Annotated in this window: 19 protein-coding genes; 10 read left to right on the forward strand and 9 right to left on the reverse strand. The window is 62.3% G+C overall.

Annotated features, from left to right (window positions below):
- Positions 1–200: 200 nt before the first annotated feature.
- The 3 genes from BGP00_RS11025 to BGP00_RS11035 all read left to right on the forward strand — a co-directional run bounded on the left by BGP00_RS11025 (position 201) and on the right by BGP00_RS11035 (position 5,453).
- Positions 201–2,645 carry a TonB-dependent receptor plug domain-containing protein gene (locus tag BGP00_RS11025; protein WP_292689311.1) on the forward strand — a complete coding sequence of 815 codons (2,445 nt, stop codon included), beginning with the start codon at positions 201–203 and terminating at the stop codon, positions 2,643–2,645.
- A 3-nt stretch (positions 2,646–2,648) separates the two neighbouring features.
- Positions 2,649–3,788 carry a glycerophosphodiester phosphodiesterase gene (locus BGP00_RS11030; protein ID WP_292689313.1) on the forward strand — a complete coding sequence of 380 codons (1,140 nt, stop codon included), beginning with the start codon at positions 2,649–2,651 and terminating at the stop codon, positions 3,786–3,788.
- A 168-nt stretch (positions 3,789–3,956) separates the two neighbouring features.
- Complete coding sequence (locus tag BGP00_RS11035; RefSeq protein WP_292689314.1) at positions 3,957–5,453, forward strand: phosphomannomutase; 1,497 nt, start codon at positions 3,957–3,959, stop codon at positions 5,451–5,453.
- A 249-nt stretch (positions 5,454–5,702) separates the two neighbouring features.
- Here the strand turns inward: BGP00_RS11035 and BGP00_RS11040 are convergent, their stop codons facing one another.
- The 7 genes from BGP00_RS11040 to cyoA are packed head-to-tail and all read right to left on the reverse strand — an operon-like array spanning position 5,703 to position 12,433.
- Positions 5,703–6,239, reverse strand: coding sequence for a response regulator transcription factor (locus BGP00_RS11040; RefSeq protein WP_168602508.1), 537 nt, complete (start codon positions 6,237–6,239; stop codon positions 5,703–5,705).
- Positions 6,236–7,534: an ATP-binding protein gene (locus tag BGP00_RS11045; RefSeq protein WP_292689315.1), complete on the reverse strand. Its 1,299-nt coding sequence runs from the start codon at positions 7,532–7,534 to the stop codon at positions 6,236–6,238. Before BGP00_RS11045 ends, BGP00_RS11040 begins: the two co-directional genes overlap by 4 nt.
- A gap of 12 nt (positions 7,535–7,546) precedes the next feature.
- Positions 7,547–8,272: an SURF1 family protein gene (locus BGP00_RS11050; RefSeq protein WP_292689316.1), complete on the reverse strand. Its 726-nt coding sequence runs from the start codon at positions 8,270–8,272 to the stop codon at positions 7,547–7,549.
- The gene (gene cyoD / locus BGP00_RS11055; RefSeq protein WP_168602510.1) at positions 8,272–8,631 is read right to left on the reverse strand and encodes a cytochrome o ubiquinol oxidase subunit IV; all 360 of its coding nucleotides are present in this window, start codon (positions 8,629–8,631) and stop codon (positions 8,272–8,274) included. Before cyoD ends, BGP00_RS11050 begins: the two co-directional genes overlap by 1 nt.
- Positions 8,631–9,245: a cytochrome o ubiquinol oxidase subunit III gene (cyoC, locus tag BGP00_RS11060; RefSeq protein WP_168602511.1), complete on the reverse strand. Its 615-nt coding sequence runs from the start codon at positions 9,243–9,245 to the stop codon at positions 8,631–8,633. The genes cyoD and cyoC overlap by 1 nt, the downstream gene beginning before the upstream one ends.
- Positions 9,245–11,263 (reverse strand): cytochrome o ubiquinol oxidase subunit I, encoded by a 2,019-nt coding sequence (gene cyoB, locus BGP00_RS11065; protein ID WP_292689317.1) that lies wholly within the window; start codon positions 11,261–11,263, stop codon positions 9,245–9,247. Before cyoB ends, cyoC begins: the two co-directional genes overlap by 1 nt.
- A 12-nt stretch (positions 11,264–11,275) precedes the next feature.
- On the reverse strand, positions 11,276–12,433 hold the full coding sequence (gene cyoA, locus BGP00_RS11070; protein ID WP_172249243.1) for a ubiquinol oxidase subunit II: 1,158 nt from the start codon (positions 12,431–12,433) through the stop codon (positions 11,276–11,278).
- 229 nt (positions 12,434–12,662) lie between these two features.
- Between cyoA and BGP00_RS11075 the strand changes: the two genes are divergently transcribed.
- The 3 genes from BGP00_RS11075 to BGP00_RS11085 are packed head-to-tail and all read left to right on the forward strand — an operon-like array spanning position 12,663 to position 16,397.
- Positions 12,663–14,015 (forward strand): MFS transporter, encoded by a 1,353-nt coding sequence (locus BGP00_RS11075; RefSeq protein WP_292689318.1) that lies wholly within the window; start codon positions 12,663–12,665, stop codon positions 14,013–14,015.
- Between the two features lie 55 nt (positions 14,016–14,070).
- Positions 14,071–15,696 (forward strand): ATP-binding protein, encoded by a 1,626-nt coding sequence (locus BGP00_RS11080; RefSeq protein ID WP_292689319.1) that lies wholly within the window; start codon positions 14,071–14,073, stop codon positions 15,694–15,696.
- A gap of 8 nt (positions 15,697–15,704) precedes the next feature.
- Positions 15,705–16,397, forward strand: a complete 693-nt coding sequence (locus tag BGP00_RS11085) for a response regulator transcription factor (protein ID WP_168602516.1) — start codon at positions 15,705–15,707, stop codon at positions 16,395–16,397.
- A gap of 244 nt (positions 16,398–16,641) precedes the next feature.
- Here BGP00_RS11085 and BGP00_RS11090 read toward each other — a convergent pair whose 3' ends face one another.
- Positions 16,642–16,920, reverse strand: a complete 279-nt coding sequence (locus tag BGP00_RS11090) for a hypothetical protein (RefSeq protein ID WP_292921441.1) — start codon at positions 16,918–16,920, stop codon at positions 16,642–16,644.
- Here BGP00_RS11090 and BGP00_RS11095 point away from each other — a divergent pair.
- Entirely contained in the window at positions 16,919–17,083 is a 165-nt protein-coding gene (locus BGP00_RS11095) for a hypothetical protein (protein WP_292689321.1), read from the forward strand. The genes BGP00_RS11090 and BGP00_RS11095 overlap by 2 nt on opposite strands.
- Before the next feature lie 124 nt (positions 17,084–17,207).
- Positions 17,208–17,339 (forward strand): hypothetical protein, encoded by a 132-nt coding sequence (locus tag BGP00_RS11100; RefSeq protein ID WP_292689322.1) that lies wholly within the window; start codon positions 17,208–17,210, stop codon positions 17,337–17,339.
- On the opposite strand, the gene BGP00_RS11105 is transcribed toward BGP00_RS11100, so the two are convergent.
- On the reverse strand, positions 17,340–17,753 hold the full coding sequence (locus tag BGP00_RS11105; protein ID WP_168602520.1) for a PilZ domain-containing protein: 414 nt from the start codon (positions 17,751–17,753) through the stop codon (positions 17,340–17,342). It abuts the gene before it with no gap.
- Between the two features lie 220 nt (positions 17,754–17,973).
- Between BGP00_RS11105 and BGP00_RS11110 the strand changes: the two genes are divergently transcribed.
- Both BGP00_RS11110 and pdhA read left to right on the forward strand, forming a co-directional pair.
- Complete coding sequence (locus tag BGP00_RS11110) at positions 17,974–18,258, forward strand: septum formation initiator family protein (protein WP_246869987.1); 285 nt, start codon at positions 17,974–17,976, stop codon at positions 18,256–18,258.
- 143 nt (positions 18,259–18,401) lie between these two features.
- Positions 18,402–19,466: a pyruvate dehydrogenase (acetyl-transferring) E1 component subunit alpha gene (gene pdhA, locus BGP00_RS11115; protein ID WP_168602522.1), complete on the forward strand. Its 1,065-nt coding sequence runs from the start codon at positions 18,402–18,404 to the stop codon at positions 19,464–19,466.

Here is a 19,466-nt window from a genome sequence, read left to right on the forward strand (position 1 = left end):
CCTGTGGGATTGGCAACCGGACATGGGGGCGAGGGACGGACGGGCGCGGGGCAGGGAAGGGGCGGTGTAACTGGGCAGACATTCACGGAAATGCCATATATTTCATAGTCCTGTCATCGAACTGTCGTGTTCCGGTCATCGGTTTCGCCTAGCGGCCTTCGCATATGCAGCAGGCTTGCTGCACAAGGATGGGGAATACCATGGGTCGAATCACTTTGCGCACCAGCATGATGCGCACCAGCCTCTCGCTGGCTGCTGTCACGCTGGCTCTTGCCACCACGCCCGCTCTTGCCGCCGAAGTGCCTGCTGCGGCGCCTGCCGCCGATGCCGAAGCGCCCGCGGCTGATATGGGCGAAACCATCGTCGTCAACGCCAAGACCACCCGTTCGGCCACGGCCATCCCGGCGGCAGAAATGCAGAAGATCCTGCCCGGCATCTCGCCCCTGAAGGCGATCCAGAGTCTGCCCGGCGTCCTCTATGTGACCGCCGACCCTTGGGGCAACAACGAGCAGAACGCGCAGATGTTCGTCCACGGCTTCTCGGCCCAGCAGTTGGGCTATACGATGGATGGCGTGCCGCTGGGCGATCAGTCCTATGGCAATTACAACGGCCTTTCGCCCAGCCGCGCGCTGATTTCGGAAAACACCGGGCGCACCGTGGTGGCCACGGGCGCGGGCGAACTGGGCGTGGCCTCTGTCAGCAACCTGGGCGGCGCGGTGGAAATCACCAGCCGTGATCCCTCGAACGAGCGCGGGCTGGAAATGAACCACACCGCCGGTTCCTATGGCACGGCGCGCACCTTTGTCCGCGTGGATTCGGGCGAATTCGGCAATGGCAACAAGCTCTTCCTCTCGGGCAGCCGCCAGCGCGCCCGCGCGTGGGACTTTGCAGGCGTTCAGGGCGGCTATCAGGCCAATGGCAAGTTCATCCATGAAGACAGCCACGGCAAGCTGACCGCCTATTTCGCCTATTCGGACAAGATCGAGCCGAATGAGGACGCGACCACCATCTATACCAACCCCACCAATGCGGTGCAGGCCTATCAGCCTTATACGCGCCCCTTCACCTATCCCAGCCTGAGCGCGGCGCTGAACTATCTGGACGCCAGCGGCAATGTGCCCGCCGTGGCGGCCAACAATTACCGCAACTATTATTCGGACGCCCAGCGCACCGACTATCTGGGCTATATCAAATATGACGTGAACCTCTCGAAGGCCGTCAAGTGGTCCAACCAGTTCTATATCCATCACAATGACGGCGTGGGCGTGGTGGCCGGGCCTATCACGGTGGCGGGCCTGCCTTCGCTCTTTGCCAAATATTTCCCCGGTCAGGATCTGAAGACCGTGTTCGGCGGCTCGGGCTATGCGATCCGCACCACCGAATATATGATCCACCGCGAAGGCATCATCAGCAACCTGAACATCGACGCGGGCGATCACCATATCGAGGCGGGCGTGTGGTTCCACCACAATGAATCCTCGGCCTATCGCCGCTGGTATCCGATGAATGTGAACACGCCGGACGCCTACAGCCCCTATATCCGTCCCTCGGGCTATCTGATCACGCAATATGCGGTGGAAATGCGCACGGATAACCTGCAACTTCACATTCAGGATGCGTGGCGCGTCAACAGCCGGTTGAATGTGGAAGCGGGCATCAAGACCAGCGCGCAATTCGCCAACGGCCTGTTCACGGTGCAGGAAGTCAGCACGCCTACGGTCAACTCGAACCGTCCCAGCGGCCGCATCAATTCGACCAACTGGTTCCTGCCCTCGGTGGGCGCGAATTATGACCTGAACGGGTCGGAAAAGGTCTATTTCAACATCCAGAAGAACCTGCGCCAGTTCCAGGCCTATGGCGCGGGCGGCTCGGCCGATCCGTGGAGCACGGGCAGCCAGGCCGCGTTTGATTATATCAAGTCGAACGTCCGCCCCGAAACCGCATGGGTCTATGAAGTGGGCCTGCGCAGCCACCGCAATTTCACCGGCCTGCTCAGCAGCATCGACGCGCAGATCAACTATTACCACGTCGATTTCAGCAACCGCCTGCTGGCGCTTTCCACTTCGGGCACGATCAACACGATCAACCCCTCGACCACGGCGCTCTTCAACGTGGGCAATGTGACCACCGATGGCGTGGACGCGGCCGTCACGCTGGGCTTTGGCCAGCATGTGAAGCTGTATAATGCCTTGAGCTACAACAGCTCGAAATATTCCAGCGACTATTCGACCGTGACGGGCGCGGCCACCGGCATGCAGATCGGCGGCTATGCCACGGTTGCGGGCGTGGTGCCCACGGGCGGCAAGCAGATCCCCGGCTCGCCCAGCTGGATGAACAAGACCATGCTGACGGTGAATTACGCCGGGGCCGAGGTTCAGCTGATCGGTGACTATATCGGCCGCCGCTATGCCACCTATACCAATGATGCCTCGATCCCCAGCCTGTTCCTGGCCTCGGCCCGCGTGGCTTATCAGTTGCCCGCGCAATTGGTCCATGCCAAGAAGGCCGAGCTGAGCCTGAACGTGACCAACCTGTTCGACAAGAAGGGTTGGCTGCAGGTGTCGAGCTTCAACAATGCTGGCAGCTTCGCCGCCTATCCGGTGGCCCCGCGTCAGTTCTTTGTCACTCTGGCGGTGGGTCTCTGATCGATGCGTAATCCGCTCTCTCGTCGCAAGGTTCTGTCGCAAGGTCTGGTCGCGGCAACAGCCGTGGCGGGAGGGCGGAGCATCGCTTTTGCCGCGCCTGTGGGGGGCAGCGTTTCGATGCGCGCCCGCCCGGCGCGGCCCATCCTGCTGGCGCATCGCGGGTCATCGGCGCTGCGGCCCGAACATACGCTGGGCGCCTATGCCCGCGCGATTGCCGATGGGGCCGATTTTATCGAGCCCGATTTGTGCTGCACCAAAGACGGCGTGCTGGTGGCGCGCCATGAAAACAATATTGCCGAGACGACCGACGTGGCCGCGCATCCCGAATTTGCCGCGCGACGGGTCGAAAAAGTGGTGGACGGCGAAAAGCTGACCGGTTGGTTCACTGAGGATTTCACGCTGGCGGAATTGAAGACGCTGCGGGCCAAGGAGCGCCTTGGCGCGGTGCGGCCCGAGAGCCAGAGCTATGATGGCCAGTTTCAGATCGTCACGCTGGAGGAAATCGCCGATTTCGTCGCGGCTGAGGCTGCGGCGCGGGGCCGGGTGATCGGCCTGATCCCGGAGGTCAAGCATTCGACCTATTTCGCGCGGATCGGTTTGCCGATCGAACCGCGCCTGATCGAATGTCTGAATGCCAGCGCTTATTTGAAAAAGGCGCCGGTGGTGATCCAGAGTTTTGAGGTGGCGAATTTGAAGGCTTTGCGGCGCGATCTGGCCGGGCGGAGCAATATTCAACTGATGCAACTGGTGGGCGATCCTCGCCAGAGCCCGGCCGATTTCGAGGCGACGGGCGACAAAAGGCGCTGGGCCGATCTTCTGACGCCTCAGGGTTTGACGGAAATCGCCACCTATGCCGACTGGCTGGCGCCCGCGACGCGGATGCTGATCCCGCTGGAGGCCGATGGGCGTCTGGGCAAGCCGACCGGGCTGGTCGAGGCGGCACGGCGCGCGGGGCTGTTGGTGGGGACATGGACCTTCCGCCCGGAAAACCGATTCCTCGCCGCCGATTTCCGCAATGGCGAGGGCGAGAATGCCCGCAATGCAGCGGGCAGCGTAGCCGAAATGCGGCGCTATCTGGCGCTTGGGCTGGACGGTTTCTTTACCGACGATCCGGCGCTGGGGTTTGAAGCGCGGGGCAAATAAGCGCTTTGCAAAGGCAGGGAACTATCACTTCCGGTTCGCATTGAACCGATAAATTGGTTCCTTTGTGAAATCCATTTTGGAACTTTGCTGCAGTGCAGGATACTGTATAGTGGAGTTAACCTAGGCAACTTTGCCTTGAATATGATGATCCTGCTCAGGAAGGCCGCCATGGAAACTACTGCCGCGCTTGTTCCGCTCACCGTCGATATGCTGATGCAGCAATCGGGCGTGCAATTTGGCACCAGCGGCGCGCGGGGCGAAGTTGTCGCGATGACCGACCGCGTGTGTTATGGTTATACGCAGGGTTTCCTGTCCTATCTGCGCGAAATTGGCGAATATGCGGGCGGGCGCGTGGCGCTGGCGGGCGATCTGCGGCCCAGCACGCCGCGCATTCTGGCCGCCTGTGCCCAGGCCATCCGCGGTCTGGGCGGAGAGCCGGTGTTTTGCGGCTATGTACCCACGCCCGCGCTGGCGCTCTATGCCTTTGGGCAGGCGATCCCCTGCCTGATGGTGACCGGCAGCCATATTCCCGACGACCGCAACGGCATCAAATTCTATCGCCCCGCCGGTGAGGTGTTGAAGTCGGACGAGGCGGGGATGAAGCGTCAGGTGGTGACGCTGGGCGATGGCGCGTTTGACGATGCGGGCATGTTGGTGTCGCCCGCGCCTTTGCCCGCGATCACCGATGCGGTTGCGGCCTATGTTGCGCGCTATGTCGATGCCTTTGGCGCGGATGCCTTGGCCGGGCGCAAGATCGGCGTTTATCAGCATTCGGCGGTGGGGCGCGATGTCGTGCTCTCCATCGTCAATGCGCTGGGCGCCGAGGGCGTGCCGATTGGCCGCGCGACCAAATTTATCCCCGTCGACACCGAGGCGATCAGGCCGGAAGATGTGGTGCTGGCGCGCGAATGGGCGGCGGAATATGGCTTTGACGCGATCATCTCGACCGATGGCGACAGCGACCGGCCTCTGCTGGCCGATCACACCGGCGAATGGCTGCGCGGCGATGTGCTGGGCGTGCTTTGCGCGCGGGCGCTGGGCGCGGGTACGGTGGTGACGCCGGTGTCGAGCAACACGGTGCTGGAACTGTCGGGCGCGTTTGCCCATTGCGCGCGCACGCGGATCGGTTCGCCCTTCGTGATCGACGCGATGAATGCCGCTCTGGCCGCCGGGCAGGATCGCGTGTGTGGTTATGAGGCCAATGGCGGCTTTCTGCTGGCCAGTGATTTTGACCTTGGCGGGCGGAGCATTTCTGCGCTGCCGACGCGCGATGCGGTGCTGCCAGTGGTGGCGGTGATCGCGGCGGCGCGGGGACGGCGGGTGGCCGACCTGCTGGGCGAATTGCCGCCCCGCGTGACCTATTCCGACCGCATCCAGAACTTTGCCACCGAGCGCAGCGAGTCGATCTTCGCCGCGTTGCTGGAGGGCGGCGCGCAGGAACAGATTGCGCGGCTGACCAGCTATTTCGGCGGCATTGCCGGGGCGATCACGCGCGTCGATCTGACCGATGGCATCCGCATGTCCTGCGCCGATGGTTCGGTTCTGCATCTGCGCCGGTCGGGCAATGCGCCGGAATTGCGCTGCTATAGCGAGGCGGATGATGTGGCCAATGCGGCGGCGATCAATGCGGCGGCGTTGAAGGTGGTGTTGGAGGAATTGGCTTAAGGGGTTTATGCCTCCGGCGGGCAAAGGGACTCGGTCCCTTTGCAATCCCCATACTGTCATTGTTGCGCTATGGGTTCGGCCTTGGTTGAATGCCGCAGCGTTTGAATTTTAAAGCCTGCGGCGCCAATCAGCGCAGCCCGCGCCGCAGGCTTTCAAAATCGCCACACAACCTGGCCAATCTCGCGTCACCCATTAACGGGATTGCAAAGGGACCGAGTCCCTTTGCCCGCCAGAGGCATTTTACCCCCCTCACTTAACCTGCTGCTTCTCCAGCTTTCGGGCCAAAGTCCGCCGATGCATCCCCAATCGCCGTGCGGCTTCGGAGATGTTGAAATTGCATTCGGCCAGCGTGGTATGGATATATTCCCATTCCACCGTCTTGATGCTGGTCTTGCGCCCTTCGACGGGGACGGCGGCATTGCCTTCGCGCTTGGAGAAGGCTTCTTCGATATCGTCGGTGTTGGCTGGCTTGGCGAGGTAATGCGATGCGCCCAGCTTGATGGCCTCGACGGCGGTGGCAATGCTGGCAAATCCGGTGAGGACGACGATGGTGGTTTCAGGGTCCTTTTCGTGCAGCATCTGGACGCAGGTCAGCCCGGAGGCGGTGCCCAGTTTCAGGTCCACCACCGCATATTGAAACCGCGTGCTGGTCATCAGCAGGCCCAGTTCATCGGGGCTGGTGGCCAGCAACACTTCATAGCCGCGTCGCTCGAAGGATCGGCGCAGCGTGCGGCCAAAGGCGGGATCATCCTCGACGATCACGAGATGGGGCAGGGGGTTGTTCATGATGTTCCTTTGCCCGTAAAAGCCAGCGCCGACAATGGGATCGAAAGGACGACCAGCGCGCCGCCCTCTTCGGTATTACTCACTTCGATCCGCCCGCCAAGCTGACGCAGCACGTTGACCACGAGGAACAGGCCGAGCCCGCCGCCATCGCGCCCCTTGGTCGAGCGATAGGGGCGGCCGACCTGGTCAATCATGTCGGGGGCGAAACCGGGGCCGAAATCGCGCACGGCGATCTGCCAGATGTCGCCCTCGCGCGCGGTGGCGATGGCGATGCCTTCGGGGGAAACCTCCAGCGCATTGTCCACCACATTGCCGATCACTTGCCGCAGCGCCGGGTCGGCGATGATAGGCACATCTTCGCCCAGCCGGTCGTCCAGCGTGATGGGGGCGGGGCTGCGCGCGCGCCAGTCCTCGACGATTTCGCGTAGAAACCCGCGCGCGGTAGTGACGCTGGGGTTCTCGCCGCGCACCTCGCCCGCGGCCACCAAAATGCCCGACAGGATGGTTTTGCAGCGTTTGAGTTCCGCCTGCATATCGGCTACATCTGCGGCTAGGTCTGGGTCGCCCGCAATGGTCTTTTCCCGCGCCCAGTCGCCAAGGATCACCGACATCGAGGCCATTGGCGTACCCAGTTCATGCGCCGCGCCGCTGGCCAGCAGGCCCAATCGGATGATATGATTCTCCTCCGCTGCCTGTTGGCGCAGGGCGGCAAGGGCGGCGCTGCTGGCGCGCTGGTTGCGGTCCATGCGGACGACGAAATAGACCAAGAGCGCCGCGATCAGCACAAAACAGGCCAGACTGCCCAGCAGATAGAGCCGGAAATGTTCGCCCACATAGGCAGGCGGCAGATCGAGCGGGCGATAATCGAAGGTCAGGAACGCTACATCGCAGCACGCGACCAGCGCGACGATCCAGCTCCACCGCGCGGGCAGCAGGATCGCGCCCAGCATGATCTGGACCAGAAACAGGAAGATGAAGGGGTTGGTCGCGCCGCCGGTGAAATAGAGCTGCCAACTCAGCGCCTCGACATCGAGCATCAGCGCGCCCAGCAGTTCCAGATAGGAATAGCCCGCGCGCTGACGCCCATAGGCCCATGTGCCGATGTTCATCAGCGCCAGAAGCGCCGGCACCGCCACCAGTTCGGCCATGGGCAGGCGCACACCCAGCACGCGCCACGCCACCCAGATCGTCACCAATTGCCCCAGCACCGCGATCCAGCGCAGCTGAACCAGCAGCCCCATATTGCCATAGGAGGCGGGGGCTATGTCATAATCGGGCGCGATTTGGGTTGCCATGGCCGCGCTTTATCAGGGTGCGCGCCGCCAGACCAGCCAGATGGCAAACAGGCTGAGCAGGGCCATGGCGAACCATGTCAGCGCATATTGCAGGTGGCTGTTGGGGAATTGCACCACGGTCAGGCCGGGAATGGGGTTGCCGGGGATTTCGGGGCCTTGCGCATCAATGAACCATGCGGCCTGACCCTTCACCCCGCGCGTGGCGGACATGGCGGCAATGTCGCGCGCGTACCAGCGGTCCTGCGTCGGCACATTGGCCTGCAGAAAGCGGCCCTTGGGCTCGGTTTTACGCAGAAGGCCGGTGATCGCCACTTCGCCCATGGGCGTGCGCGCGGCTTCGGCCAGAGCGGTGCTGCCCAAAGGCACATAGCCGCGATTGATCCACACCGCGCGCCCGTCGCCCATGCGCAGCGGCACCATCACCCAATAGCCCGCGCCCCGCTCGGTCAGCGCGGAGACCAGCGTGGTGCCCTGCGGCTCAAACCGCCCCAGCGCCCAGACGTGGCGATATTCCAGATCGGCCAGATCGCGCGGGTTTGGCGCCATCGGCAGCAGCCGCGCCTCAATCGGATTGGCGGTCGAAACCTCGTTCACATGCGCGATCAACGCGCGTTTCCATGCCAGCCTTTGCACCTGCCATACGCCCAGCGCCGAAAACAGCGCCGCACAAAGCAGCAGGGCGGCCACCGGAAGAATCCGGCGCCGCCCCTTTTGCTGGCCATAAAGGCCGGACTTCATCAGCCCATGCCGTCCATCTTGACCGGCATCATGTTGGCATTGAGGTGGAACATCACCCACAGTGTGCCAGACAGGATGATCGCCACCAGAAGGATGGTGAACAGTGCGGCCATCAGGTTCCAGCCGCCCTCGATCTTGCCGTTCATGTGCAGGAAGTAGATCATGTGAACCACAACCTGAACCGCTGCAAAGGCGGTGATGACGATGGCGGTCGTCGATTTGTCGGCGATCGCGCCGCTCATCACCAGCCAGAAGGGGATGGCGGTCAGGATGACGGAAAGGACGAAGCCGATCACATAATCCTTGGTGGTGGCGTGAAACGCCGATTCGTGGCCGTGGCCATGCGAATGGTCAGCCATTAGCGCAGCACTCCCATCAGATAGACAAAGGTGAACACGCCGATCCAGACCACGTCAAGGAAGTGCCAGAACAGCGAGAGGCAGGACAGGCGGCGCTTGTTGGCCTCGGTCAGGCCATGCTTGCCCACCTGGAACAGCAGCGTGACCAGCCAGATCGAACCGAAGGTCACGTGCAGACCGTGGGTGCCGACCAGCGTGAAGAAGGCCGACAGGAAAGCGCTGCGCTGCGGCCCGGCGCCTTCCTCGATCAGGTGATGGAATTCGTAAAGTTCGATCGAGAGGAAGCCAAGGCCAAAGCACAGGGTCAGGATCAGCCAGCCGATCAGGCCCTTCTTGCTGCCGTTCTGCATCGCGATCATGGCAAAGCCATAGGTGATCGACGAGAAGAGCAGCAGCGAGGTGTTGAGCGCCACCAGCGGCAGGTCGAACAGATCCTTGGGCGCCGGACCCCCGGCATAATTGCCGCCCAGCACCGCGAAGGTGGCAAACAGCATGCCGAAGATGAGGCAGTCGCTCATCAGGTAGATCCAGAAGCCCAGCGTGGTGCTGTAGCCGTCCGGGTGGGCGTGTTCGTGCAGATCGTAATACTGCTCGGTGAGGTTGGTGCTCGCCATTACGCGGCTCCCTTTTCCAGCGCGGCCAGTTGGGCCGTGCGCGCAGCTTCAACCTCGGCGACATGGTCGGCCTTGATATAGAAGGTGCGGTTATAGTTGAAGGTGTGGAAGATCGCGGTGCCGACGATACCGGCCAGCATCACCACGGCCAGCCACCAGACCTGCCAGATCAGCGCGAAACCGCAGACCGTCGACAGACCCGCCAGCACGATACCGGCCCAGGTGCCCTGAGGCATGTAGATGTCCTGGAAACCGCTGATCGGGCGGGCAACACCCTTGGCCTTCATGTCGGCCCAGGCGTCGATGTCATGGATCTTGGGCGTGAAGGCGAAGTTATATTCCGGCGGAGGCGAAGAGGTCGCCCATTCCAGGGTACGGCCGCCCCACGGGTCGCCGCTTTCGTCCTTGTATTCTTCACGCTTCCAGATCGACACGGCGAACTGGATCAGCATCGCACCGATACCGGCCGCGATCAGGAAGGCCCCTGCCAACGCGATCCAGTAATAGACGCGCAGCGGGTCGAAGCTGGCGTCGAACACGCGCATACGACGCGTCACGCCCATGAAGCCGAGGATGTAGAGCGGGGTGAAGGCGATCCAGAAGCCCGGAACCCAGCACCAGAACGACACCTTGCCCCAGAACTGGTTCAGCTTGAAGCCGAAAGCCTTGGGCCACCAGTAGTTGATCGCGGCAAACACGCCCCAGACCACGCCGCCGATGATGACGTTATGGAAGTGGGCAATGAGGAACACAGAGTTGTGCAGCACAAAGTCGGCGGCGGGCACAGCCATCATCACGCCGGTCATGCCGCCGATGGTGAAGGTGAGCATGAAGGCGACCGTCCACATCATCGGCAGTTCAAACCGGATGCGGCCGCGGAACATGGTGAAGAGCCAGTTGAACAGCTTGGCCCCGGTGGGGATCGAGATCACCATGGTGGTGATGCCGAAGAACGAGTTCACGGACGCGCCCGAACCCATGGTGAAGAAGTGGTGCAGCCAGACCGAATAGGACAGGATGCCGATGACGCAGGTGGCGTAAACCATCGAGGTGTAGCCGAACAGGCGCTTGGAGCAGAAGGTCGAGACGATTTCCGAGAACACGCCGAACACCGGCAGCACCAGAATGTAAACCTCCGGGTGGCCCCAGATCCAGATCAGGTTGACATAGAGCATCGGCGAGCCGCCGAAGTCATTGGTGAAGAAGTTGGTGTGGAACACGCGGTCCAGACCCAGCAGGGCCAGAACGACGGTCAGCACAGGGAACACGGCAACGATCAGGATGTTGGTGACCAGAGCGGTCCAGGTGAAGACGGGCATCTTCATCATGGTCATGCCCGGCGCGCGCAGCTTGATGATCGTGGCGATCAGGTTGACGCCCGAAAGCGTGGTGCCGACACCGGCCACCTGCAGCGACCAGATGTAGTAATCGACGCCGACATCGGGACTGTACGCCAACCCCGAGAGCGGAGGATAGGCCAGCCAGCCGGTGCGCGCGAATTCGCCCACAAACAGCGAGAGCATGACCAGCACCGCGCCACCCGCCGTCATCCAGAACGAGAAGTTGTTCAGGAAGGGGAAGGACACGTCGCGCGCGCCGATCTGCAGCGGCACGACATAGTTCATCAGGCCCGTGACGAAAGGCATCGCCACAAAGAAGATCATGATGACGCCGTGGGCGGTGAACACCTGATCGAAGTGGTGGCTGTTCAAATAGCCGTCAGAGCCGCCGAAGCCGAGCGCCTGCTGGCTGCGGATCATGATCGCGTCGGCAAAGCCGCGCAGGAACATGATGAGGCCCAGCACCATATACATGATGCCGATCTTCTTGTGGTCGACGCTGGTGAACCACTGCTTCCACAGATAGCCCCAGAGGCGGAAATAGGTGAGCGCGGCCACCAGCGCGATGCCGCCGAGTGAAACGGCCGCAAAGGTGGCGAGCACGATCGGCTCGGTCGGGATCGCGTCCGGGCCAAGGCGGCCCAGCAGCGGTGTCCAATGGGAATGGGTCGGGATCATGGGATCTCGCTATCAGCTAAGAGGGGTGCGCGCAGGGGCGGCCAGCGACAGCTTGGCAGCGGCGGCAGGAACGGGGGTCTTCACGCCATCGGGAACGCAGATCGCGCGCACGAAAGCCTTGGTGCGGGCATCGGCCTGCGCTGCGGCGCGACCGGGGATGACGGGGATGGTCGTTTCGCGGCCATTCTTGTCATAGGTCAGCGCGGCGACATTATAGATGCCAGCCTTGCCGGCGCCGCCACGTGCGTCGAGCGCCATCATGTCGCGCACGCACATCTTGCCCGGACGGACGCAGAGGTTGACGATTTTGTCGAACAGGCCGTCGGCCACGGTGGTGAAGTGACGGACCGGTTCCTTCTCGCTGGGCTGTTCCAGCTGAAGATAGGCCACGGTGTCGAGCGCGCCCGCGCTGTCCTTGTCGCCGCCCTTGGCAACCTTGGCGACCCACTGGTCAAAATCGGCGTCGGCCAGGCCATAGGTCTTGAAGCGCATGTGCGAGAAGCCCGAGCCCGAATAATTGGCCGAGAAGCCGTCGAACGTGCCGGTCTTGTTGAGTACAGCGTTCAGTTCGCTCGTCATGCCGGGCATTGCATAGATCTGGCCAGCCAGCGCCGGGATGTAGAACGAGTTCATGACCGAAGAGGACGAGATGCTGAAATGCACCGGGCGGTCCACCGGCAGGGCCAATTCGTTGACCGTGGCGATTTTCTGCTCGGGATAAATAAACAGCCACTTCCAGTCGAGCGCGACGACCTGAATTTCAAGCGGCTTCGCATCTGCAGCAAGGGGCTTGCCCTCGGCAATGCGGGCCACCGGACGGAACGGGTCGAGCGTGTGGGTGGTCACCCAGGTCAGCGAACCGAGCGCGATGATGATCATCAGCGGCGCGGCCCAGATCACCAGTTCGAGCTGGGTCGAATGGTTCCATTCGGGCTCATAGCGGGCGCCGGCCGTCGCGCGGTATTTCCACGCGAAATAAACGGTCAACGCCATCACCGGAACGATGATCAGCAGCATCAGCAGCGTGGCCGTGACCACCAGGCTGGCTTCCTGTTTGGCGATGTCGCCCGCGGGGTTCAGCACCACCGGGCTACAGGCGGAGAGCGAGGCGAGGCTGACAAGGCTGCCGAGCCGGCTCGCGTGACGAAGGAGGGTGGGTTGCGTGCTCATGGCGCCCGCGCGTAGGAGGCTCATGCTGCAACCGCGATAGGACATATTGTCCCATCAATTTGATTGCCATCATGGATCTTTTGATGCAGTCTCATTTCAGGCCCGCCAAAAGGCCCTGAAATCTGCGGTTTTCCGCGCGTTTTGGAACCTTGTGGACGGACCATAATTAAAGAGAAAAGCCGGGTTGTTCCTTGGGGAAAACACCGGCCCGATTTTGGGGATGCTGAACATGACCACCTCCGTTTCAAACGGGGTGGCCGCAGGGGTCGTTTCGGGCCATGCTGGCCATTCCGATCACGTTTCTCCCGGTGAGATCGCCATTGGCGTGATTATCGGTCGAACTTCGGAATTCTTTGACTTTTTCGTCTATGCCATCGCCTCGGTGCTGGTATTTCCGAGCTTCTTTTTCCCGTTCACCGATGCCTATACCGGCACGCTCTATTCCTTCGCGATCTTTCCGCTGGCCTTTGTCGCGCGGCCCTTGGGCACGTTCGTGTTCATGACCATCGACCGACTCTACGGCCGCACGGCCAAGCTGGCCATCGCGCTGTTTTTGCTGGGCGGATCGACGGCGGCGATTGCCTTCCTGCCGGGCTATGTCACGCTGGGCAAGACGGCCATCGCGCTGCTCGCCCTGTTCCGGCTGGGTCAGGGTTTCGCGCTGGGCGGCAGCTGGGATGGTCTGGCCTCGCTTCTGGCGCTCAATGCACCGCGTGACCGCCGCGGCTGGTTTGCGATGGTGCCGCAATTGGGCGCGCCGCTGGGTCTGATCGTGGCCTCGTCCATGTTCGCCTTTTTCGTCTCGTCGCTGCCCACCGAGGATTTCCTGAGCTGGGGCTGGCGCTTCCCGTTCTTCGTGGCCTTTGCCATCAATGTGGTGGCGCTCTTTGCCCGCCTGCGTCTGGTCGAATCGCCCGAATTCGTGCGCCTGTTCGAAAGCCGCGACCTGCAGCCTGAAAAGGCCATCGTCACCATCCGCGAGGAAGGCCGCACCATCCTGATCGGCGCTCTGGCGCCTCTGGCCAGCTTTGCGCTGTTCCACATGGTCACGGTGTTTCCGCTCTCCTATGTGATGCTCAACACGCCTGAACGCCCCGCCTCGTTCCTGATTATCGAAACGGGCGCGGCCATGATCGGCGTGATGGCGATCATCGTCTCGGGCTATATGGCGGACCGTTTCGGACGCCGCGCGGTGCTGGGCGCTTCGGCGGCGGCGATTGCGGCTTTCTCCGGCTTTGCCCCGCAATTGCTGGGCCAGGGAACCGGGGGCGAAGTCGCCTTCATGACCATCGGTTTTGCCATTCTGGGCATCTCCTTTGGCCAGTCCTCGGGCGCTGTGGCTTCCAGCTTCTCGACCCAGCATCGCTATACGGGTTCGGCGCTGACCAGCGATATTGCATGGCTGGTGGGGGCCGCCTTTGCGCCGCTGATCGCGCTGAAACTGGCCACGACCTATGGGCTTATCTCGTCGGGGGCCTATCTGCTCTCGGGCGCGGCGGCCACGCTGATCGCGCTGTGGGCAAACCGCGAACTGGCGGGCAATCGCAACAATGCGATGAGCCCGATGTCGCTGGCGGTCTGATCGCGGACGGCAACACCATTGCCCGCAGGTCTTGGATCTGCAAAGGAAAGGGGGCGTGAAAAGCCCCCTTTCTCTTGACCTCAAGGCTGTGACAGAGCCCGAACGCCCCGCGATCAAGGGCGATCCCATGCGCGCGCATCCCTTATGGCCCTATCTGGCCTCGCTGGGGCTGGTTGCGGGCTTTTCCCTTTTGGGCATCCTGCTCAACCCCTGGCTGGGCGAGGGCTATGCTTCGCTGGTGTTCGTGGTGGGCGTCTCGATGGTCGGGGCGCTTTATGGGCTGATGCCCTCGCTGCTCTGCGCGCTGCTGTCCTCGCTGCTCTTTGACTTCTTTGTATCCGAGCCGGTGTTTGAACTGGCGATCAGCCGCACCACCGACCTTGCCCCGCCGGTGGTCTTTGCGCTTTGCGCGGTGATTTCGGGCCTGCTCTCGGGCCGCCTGCGCGACGAGGCGACGCGCGCCAACCGTTCGAACCAGCAATTGGCCAGCCTGCTGTCCCTTTCGCGCCAGTTGCAGAGCGCGAGCAGCGATGAGGCCGTGCATGACATCCTGTGCGAAAGCCTGCTGGCCGGACAGGGCGGGTCGTTGGGCCTTTACCGCATGACCGAGGGCCGCGCCGCGCCGGTGGGCCATAGCGCCGAGGGCCCGGAATGGATCGCGCTGGCCAAGGCCGCGATGCTTTGGGAGCCGGAATGGTTGGAGGATGAGCATCTGATCGGCTGCCGATTGCTGGCGGGCGAACATTGCGTGGGGGCGATGGTGGTGGATCGCGCCACGGCGCGGGCCCGCGGCATCGGCTTCATGCTGGCCCAGGGGCGGATGGCGGCGCTGGCGCTCGAACGGATCGATCTGTCGCTGCGCCTGTCCGAGGCCCATGCCCATGCCCGCACCGAGGAGCTGAAATCGGCGCTGCTCGCCTCGGTCAGCCATGACCTGCGCAGCCCGCTGACCGCGATCAGCGCCTCGGCGGCGAGTCTGCTGAGTTTCGGGGCGCAATTTGACAGCGAAACCTCGCATGAGCTGCTGGACGGCATCGTGAAAGAATCGGCAAGGCTCAATGACCTGACCACCAACCTGCTCCAGATGACGCGGCTTGAGGCGGGCGAGGAGGGGTTGAGCTGGTCGCTGCTGCCGGTGGGCGAGAGTTTGCGCGCGATCATGGGCCGGGTACAGATGCATCGCCAAACCCACCCGATGACGCTGCATATGCCGCCGCAGGAATTGCTGGTGCGTACCGATGCCACGCTGTTTGATCTGGCTGTGACCAATGTGCTGCAGAACGCGATCCGCTACAGTCCGGCGGGCAGCCCGATCACCATTGCCTGTATGCCCGAGGGCCGGTGGTGCCATATCGCCATCAGCGACGAGGGCCATGGCATCCCTCCTGCCGAGCAGGAAAGGGTGTTCGACCGCTTCTACCGGCTTGCGCGCGATGCCCGCGTGCCGCAAGGTTCGGGGCTCGGGCTGGCCATCGTGCGCGGCTTTGTTCAGGCCTCGGGCGGCAGGATTAGACTTGAATCGCCGCTGCGCGATGGGCAGGGAACGCGCATCACCATCATCCTGCCCCTGATGGAGCAGGACCAGAGCCGGTTGGCCGATGAGGATGAGGACGATATTTGCGCCAATATGGCGGATGACGCTGTTGATCCGGCGCCGGGCGCGGCAGGCATGAAGGCATAAGGGAACATATGGTTAGCGGTCATATCTTGCTGGTGGATGATGAAGTGGGCATCGTGACGGCGCTGCGCCCGGCCTTGCGCGCGGTGGGGCATGAGGTGACGGTGGCCAGCGACGGCACCGCCGCTCTGGCCAGTTTCCTGCTGGCCGATCCCGATGTCGTGCTGCTCGATCTGGGTCTGCCCGACATGGATGGCAAGCAGGTGATCCGCAAGATCCGCGAGACATCCTCGACCCCGATCATCGTCATTTCCGCCCGCCATCAGGAGGCGGAGAAGATTGCCGCGCTGGACGAAGGGGCCGATGATTATGTCGACAAACCTTTTGTGCTGGGCGAATTGCTGGCGCGGGTGCGTTCGGCGCTGCGGCGGCGGCAGCATCTGATCGAGGTGCCCGAGGGGCTGGATCTGGGCCATCTGAGCATTGATTTCGGCACGCGGGAGGTACGCCTGCGCGGCGATCTCATCAAGCTTTCGCCCAAGGAATACAATCTGTTGCGTATGCTCGCCGACAGCGCGGGACAGGTGGTGACGCAAAAGCGCCTGCTGGCTGCGGGCTGGGGCCGCTCAGAAGCCGATCCGCAATATCTGCGCGTCTATATCGGCATGTTGCGGCAAAAGCTGGAGATCAATCCGTCCGATCCCCAGATGATCCTGACCGAACCGGGCGTGGGTTATCGTCTGCTGGTGCCCGCGTCGGTCTGATTGCGGGGCCGGAAGGAAAACGGGCACAAAGGAAAGGGGCCGCCTTCATATCGCTTAGGGATAGGTTGATGATGAAGGCGACCACACAAAGTTGCGGATCGGAAAGCCAGACAAAGGCCGGCATGTTTTGTTTTTCTGATACCCAGCCTATCCAGCCCCCGCATGGCTTGCACCTAAAAAAGCCATAAACACTGATTCTTGCCGCCGTTTCGGTTGCAAGCCCTGTGTTGCGCAGGAGGCAAATTCAGTAGCCCGGAAAGAGCTTGCGGATCAGTTGTCCGCGCCAGGGCTTGCCATGATAGTTGAAGAAGAACCACCCGAACAGACGCGTGAAACCCAGCACGGGCAGGGCCAGTGGATGGCGGTTTTCGCGCATATGGGCATAGAGCGCATGGTCCGCCCGGCGCCGGTCCGCCCCATTGCCGCCGCCCCTGATGCCATAGGCATTGTCATGCCGTTTGCACCCGATGTTGCGGTTGTGGATCCGGCCATTCATGAACAGGCAGTAGCGGCGCTGGGTCATGGCCATGGATAGACCCGCGCCCGCGCCCGCTTTCAAGCGCAAAATCTTCTACCTGCCCGGATATGACCCGCGCGGGGCGCGCTATTACCACGCGCTGCTGGCCGAAGAGGCGGAGGGTTTGAGGCTCTCGCGCCGGGGGTGGGCGGGGTGCAATGTGGCCTAGACGCTGGCGCGTGAGGATGGGGCGGTGTCGGGCGCGCATGAATTTCTGGTGTGGGACGATATCGTCCGGGCCACATGGGCCAAACACCCTCCCGCGCTGCTGTGGCAGGGCCCAGCAGGAGGCGGTGCTAATTCTGGCCGAGGTGATCCGCCATTTCCGGCTGGAATTTCCCGCCGGGCGGCGCAGGCCTGAGGTGGTGGCGCGGCTGACCCTGCGCCCGCGCGACGGGTTCGCTCTGGTGCTGCGTCCCCGTTGATCAGATGCGGCGCAGGCGGTCGGTCCTCGTTTCATCCTGACGGTTCAGCACGGAGACCGGGCCGCGCTGGTAATAATCGCGGGTTTCGCTCTGCTTGGCGCCGACTTCGGCCGGGGTGCGCAGCAGGACGGGGTCAATCGGCCGGGCAAAGGCCACGCCGAAGCGGTTGCTTTGAACCCAGGCGACAATGCCCTCGATGGCCCCGATATTGCGCAATTCCAGCACGACCTGTTCCCCGACAGTGGCGCCCAGCGTGCCCTCGGCCATCAGTCCGGTGGCCGAAACATTGCGGATCTTGACCCGTTCATCCAACTGGCGGTTGGGCCAGTGACAGACAGAGGAAAGCAGCAGATTGTTGCGCGGGGCATTGCGCTGGTCAGCATAGGGATCATTGGTGGTGTCGAGCTGAGACATAACTTTGTCCTGAAGCGGAATGCGGTCTGATTCTCTAAAACAGTCCGACAAAGTTGGCCTGAACCGGGGATTAGGTTTGTTTACGTAGGTGTGAGGAAGGAGGGCGGGGTTTCGTCGAAAATTTCGGCGGTTTTGCCCGGTTTCCTGCGCGTTCCCGCTTGAAAGCGGACCTCAATTATGATTCTTGGTAATTATGCGACAAAGAATGCACAGGCCAAAAATGGCGCGTGAAGCCGTGGCGCAGGGCGTGGCCCTGTGTCTGCTTCTGATCATGCTTGCCGTGGCGATCGCCGGGCCCAGCGGCCTGCTGGCGTGGAGCGAGAATCGCCAGTTGCTGGAGCAGCGCCGTCAGGAAATCCAGAAACTGGCGGTTCAGCGCGATGAATTGCGCAACCGTGTCAACCTGCTCGATCCGCGTCATGCCGACCCCGATCTGGCCGGAGAATTGCTGCGGAAAAATCTTAATGTTGCGCATCCTGATGAGATCATCATGATGGTGAACTGATCGCGCGGTGATTCCTTGCGGCCTGTCAAGTGGGCCATTGGAAGTGATGCGCGGTCATTACAAAATTCGTATGTGACGGTTTGCTGGATGGAGTCTAACTCCTATAGGCAAGGCTGAACATAACGACCTTCAGGGGAAGCGTCTTGGCCAGAACCGGCAAAATCCAGAATGCGGCACCTGCCGCAGCCGATAACTCCCTCAATGCACTTCAGGCCGCCTATGAGGCCAATCGGCGCTATGCCGCCAGCGATGAGGAATTGCTGCATTTCTATGAGCAGATGGTGCTCATCCGCCGATTCGAGGAACGTGCGGGTCAATTGTATGGCCTCGGCCTGATCGGCGGCTTCTGCCACCTCTACATCGGTCAGGAAGCGGTGGCCGTCGGCATCCAGTCGGCGCTGAAAGAAGGCCACGACAGCGTGATCACCGGCTATCGCGACCACGGCCACATGTTGGCCTATGGCATCGATCCCAAGGTGATCATGGCCGAGCTGACCGGGCGCGAGGCTGGTATCAGCCGCGGCAAGGGCGGTTCGATGCACATGTTCTCGACCAGCCACAAGTTCTACGGCGGCCACGGCATCGTGGGCGCGCAGGTGTCTCTGGGCGCGGGTCTGGCCTTTGCGCATCAGTATAACGAAGACAACGGCCTGTGCGTTGCCTATTTCGGCGATGGCGCGGCCAACCAGGGTCAGGTTTACGAGAGCTTCAATATGGCGGCTCTCTGGAATCTGCCGATCATCTTCGTTGTGGAAAACAACCAGTATGCGATGGGCACGGCGGTCAACCGTTCGTCGGCCGAAACGCATTTCCATCGTCGCGGCGCGGCCTTCCGCATCCCTGGCATGGACGTGAACGGCATGGACGTTCTGGAAGTGCGCAGCGCGGCCAATCTGGCGGTTGAGCATGTCCGCGCGGGCAATGGTCCGGTGCTGATGGAGCTCAACACCTATCGCTATCGCGGCCACTCGATGTCCGACCCGGCCAAGTATCGCAGCCGCGAGGAAGTCAATGAAGTGCGCGACCACCGCGACCCGATCGAGGCGGCCAAGAAGGACCTGCTGGATCGCGGCATTCCTGAGGACAAGCTCAAGGAAATCGAAAAGCGCATCCGCGCCATCTGCACCGAAGCGGCCGATTTTGCCGAAAATTCGCCCGAACCGGCGATGAACGAGCTTTATACCGACGTTCTGGTGGAGACTTACTGA

The sequence above is a fragment of the Novosphingobium sp. 63-713 genome, from assembly GCF_001898925.1.
GTDB lineage: Bacteria > Pseudomonadota > Alphaproteobacteria > Sphingomonadales > Sphingomonadaceae > Novosphingobium.